This is a genomic window from Luteibacter sp. (assembly GCF_051958795.1).
Classification (GTDB): domain Bacteria; phylum Pseudomonadota; class Gammaproteobacteria; order Xanthomonadales; family Rhodanobacteraceae; genus Luteibacter.
Genome location: NZ_JBQCFT010000394.1, coordinates 1 through 2,680, shown reverse-complemented (window position 1 = coordinate 2,680; position 2,680 = coordinate 1). Strand labels below are relative to the sequence as shown.

Annotated in this window: 4 protein-coding genes; 3 read left to right on the top strand and 1 reads right to left on the bottom strand. The window is 66.3% G+C overall.

Features of this window, described 5'->3' with window-relative positions; all coding sequences use genetic code 11:
• On the bottom strand, nucleotides 1–762 hold a 762-nt coding region (locus ACTHLF_RS20570), incomplete at its 3' end, for a sensor histidine kinase (protein ID WP_440329992.1).
• 200 nt (nucleotides 763–962) lie between these two features.
• Between ACTHLF_RS20570 and ACTHLF_RS20565 the strand changes: the two genes are divergently transcribed.
• The 3 genes from ACTHLF_RS20565 (at nucleotide 963) to ACTHLF_RS20555 (ending at nucleotide 2,511) form a co-directional block, all read left to right on the top strand.
• Entirely contained in the window at nucleotides 963–1,385 is a 423-nt protein-coding gene (locus ACTHLF_RS20565) for a hypothetical protein (protein WP_440329990.1), read from the top strand.
• Nucleotides 1,386–1,395: 10 nt separating this feature from the next.
• The gene (locus ACTHLF_RS20560) at nucleotides 1,396–1,881 is read left to right on the top strand and encodes a hypothetical protein (protein ID WP_440329989.1); all 486 of its coding nucleotides are present in this window, start codon (nucleotides 1,396–1,398) and stop codon (nucleotides 1,879–1,881) included.
• Nucleotides 1,882–2,022: 141 nt separating this feature from the next.
• Nucleotides 2,023–2,511, top strand: coding sequence for a VOC family protein (locus ACTHLF_RS20555; protein WP_440329987.1), 489 nt, complete (start codon nucleotides 2,023–2,025; stop codon nucleotides 2,509–2,511).
• Nucleotides 2,512–2,680 lie beyond the last annotated feature (169 nt).

Genomic DNA, 2,680 nt, shown 5'->3' with positions numbered 1-2,680 from the left:
GAGGGTATCGGGCGCGATGTAGATGCGCGTATCCAGGCGATCCTTGAAGCGGGTGCGCTGGATGCCGAGATACAGATCCAGCAGGACGAGCTCCTGGCGCAGGGTGATCTCCTGGCCCTGGCACTCTTCGAGGAAAGCCCGAAGCAGATCGCTGAGGCGAAGCAGCATGTCTTCCGCGGAAGTCACGTCCTCATGCAGCAGCGTCGCGATCGCGTGCATGGTATTGAACAGGAAGTGCGGCTGCAGCTGCGTCCGGAGTACCTGCAGCCTCGAATCCGCGAGCTGGGATTCGAGCTGCGATGCCTCGAGCTCACGCTGGGTCTTTTCCTCGCGAAAACGCATGGCCTGCTGAATGCCGAACAGACCCCAGCAGGTCAGCAAGCCGGTCGCTGCATGCTGGCCGAGGAACTGTTGCCACTGGTACGCGAGCCCCGATGGTTCGAAGAGCGTCGACACCGTGGCGCCGATGAGCAGGGCAAGGCCCGTCATCCCGATGCTGGCGAACAGCGGTACCCATAGTTCCGCGAGGCGCAGCGGAACCACGATCGGGTAGTGCTCGCCCAGCTTGAATACCAGCGGAGCGAGGGCCGCCCATGTGTACCACTGGATGATGTTCCAGCGCAGGTAGTCGACGACATCCCCAGTGTGGCCGGTGAGTTCACCGTGCATGTAGGTCTGCCACGTGAACGCCAAGACGATCACGCCCCACATGCCGAAGTAACGGCCCAGGCCGATCTGCATGGTGCCGAGGCGGACTTTCATGGAAGGGTCCTGGGGTGGGTCGCGGCGACATCTTAGGCACTACCGCGCACGCGTGGAAAGCAAAACGCGGCATCACTGCCATTGGTCATGCCGCTACGACGATTCGTCCCGAAACCGTTTTCCGCGCGTGCCCGTCCGCGGCTAGATGGTGCCGCTGGTCGCTCCTGGCGCACCGGCTACCCCACTCGCCGGAGAGCCCCATGACACGGATCCTGCCCTGCCTCGCCCTGATGCTCGCCACCCTCGCCTCGACCGCGTGCGCCACCAGCCCGACGCATGCGGAGGCCGACCGGCAGACTGCCGCACCCTTCAACCTGGTCAACGCCACGGCGGCGAGCGTCGCGACCCTCGCCCTGGCCCCGAGCGGCACCGACGCATTCCAGCCCGTCGATCTCGGCGGCGCCTTGAACGGTGGCCTCACGTCGACGGCATTCCAGCTGCCGAACGGCCCGTGCCTGCGCGACATGCAGGTGACCTTCAGCGACGAGCGCATTTCGCGGCTCAACGGCATCGATGTGTGCCGCACCCACGGCCTGCGCCTCGACAGCCTGAAGGGTCGTATGATCAGTCCGGACAGTACGCTGGCCACGCAGGGGCCAGTCACCGAAAGGGTCGTCAACTGACGGAGGTCGCATGAAGCACGTTTTCCTGGCATCCACCCTGGCAACGGCGCTCGCGCTGTCGGCCTCCGCCTCGGCCAGCGCGCCGACTGCCGCTCCGCTCATGGGGCGCTGGTCGGTCGACACCTCGCGCATGCCCATGCCGCCCGAGGCCCGGCCGAAAAGCGTGCTGCTTACCTTCACTGATGCCGGCACGAATCGCCTGACGATGGGCGTCGATATCGTCTTCGCCGATGGAAAGCAGGTGCACACCAAGGGCACCAACCCGCTGGATGGCACGTCGGTGCCGGTCGTGGGCAGCCCGGAGGCCGACGCCGCCGCGATGGAGCACCCGCAACCCAACGTCCTGGTGGTGGGCCTGAGCATGGGCGGCGTACCGGCATCCACGCGCATCTACGCCGTCGCGCCCGACGGCAAGACCATGACCGAAACCGTCTCGTTCTACGACGACAAGGGCAAGCCGGCCATGCGGATGCACTACTTCACGCGCACGGAATAGCGGTTGCCGAAGCCCGGGGAGGACACGTGCCAGGACTAGGGGATCTAGCGGTGTCCACCGGACGAAGCTGGGGCAAACGCCGACAAGACGAAGGTGCCGTGGCAGCAGATCGTGCACCTTTGCTCCCAAGGGACCGCTCCCATGACCAGCACGCCGGCCGCTGACACCCCCTTCCCCTTCCCGCTCACCTTCGAGATCGTGGTCATCCCCGTGGCCGATCCCGACCGGTCTAAGGCGTTCTACAGCCGGCTCGGCTGGCGGCTGGATGCCGACTTTGCCAATGAGAAGGGCTTTCGCGTCATCCAGTTCACGCCGCCGCAATCGGCCTGCTCGGTGCACTTCGGCGACAAGATGACCGAGGCAGCGCCCGGGTCGGCACGCGGGTTGCACCTGGTCGCGCACGACGTCGTGGCCGTTCGCGACGAACTTCGCCGGCGTGGCATCGAGACCAGCGAGGTCTTCCACGATGCGGACGGGCTGTTCCACCATGGCGGGAACCACAACCGCGTGGACGGACCCAATCCGGATCGGAAGAGCTACGCCTCGTTCCTGTCGTTCAGCGATCCCGACGGCAATGAATGGGTCGTGCAGGAGATCACCCAGCGCCTGCCGGGGCGGCTGTGGGACTAACGCATCGCGATTGAGCGCTTTCCGCGCATATCACTCAAAGCGCTTCTCTGGCTCCCGCACTGGGCGCACGGGCCCATGAAGAAGCCGCCGGGGTAACCCGGCGGCGTCGGTGTGTGGGAGCGGGCGGCGGAGGCGAGGGGGGGTGGGGGTGGGGGCACGCCCGCCCCCC

Excerpts from the sequence above, each read along its gene's own strand:
- ACTHLF_RS20555 (WP_440329987.1), top strand. The coding sequence starts at position 2,023 with ATGACCAGCACGCCGGCCGCTGACACCCCCTTCCCCTTCCCGCTCACC.
- ACTHLF_RS20565 (WP_440329990.1), top strand. The coding sequence starts at position 963 with ATGACACGGATCCTGCCCTGCCTCGCCCTGATGCTCGCCACCCTCGCC.
- ACTHLF_RS20560 (WP_440329989.1), top strand. The coding sequence starts at position 1,396 with ATGAAGCACGTTTTCCTGGCATCCACCCTGGCAACGGCGCTCGCGCTG.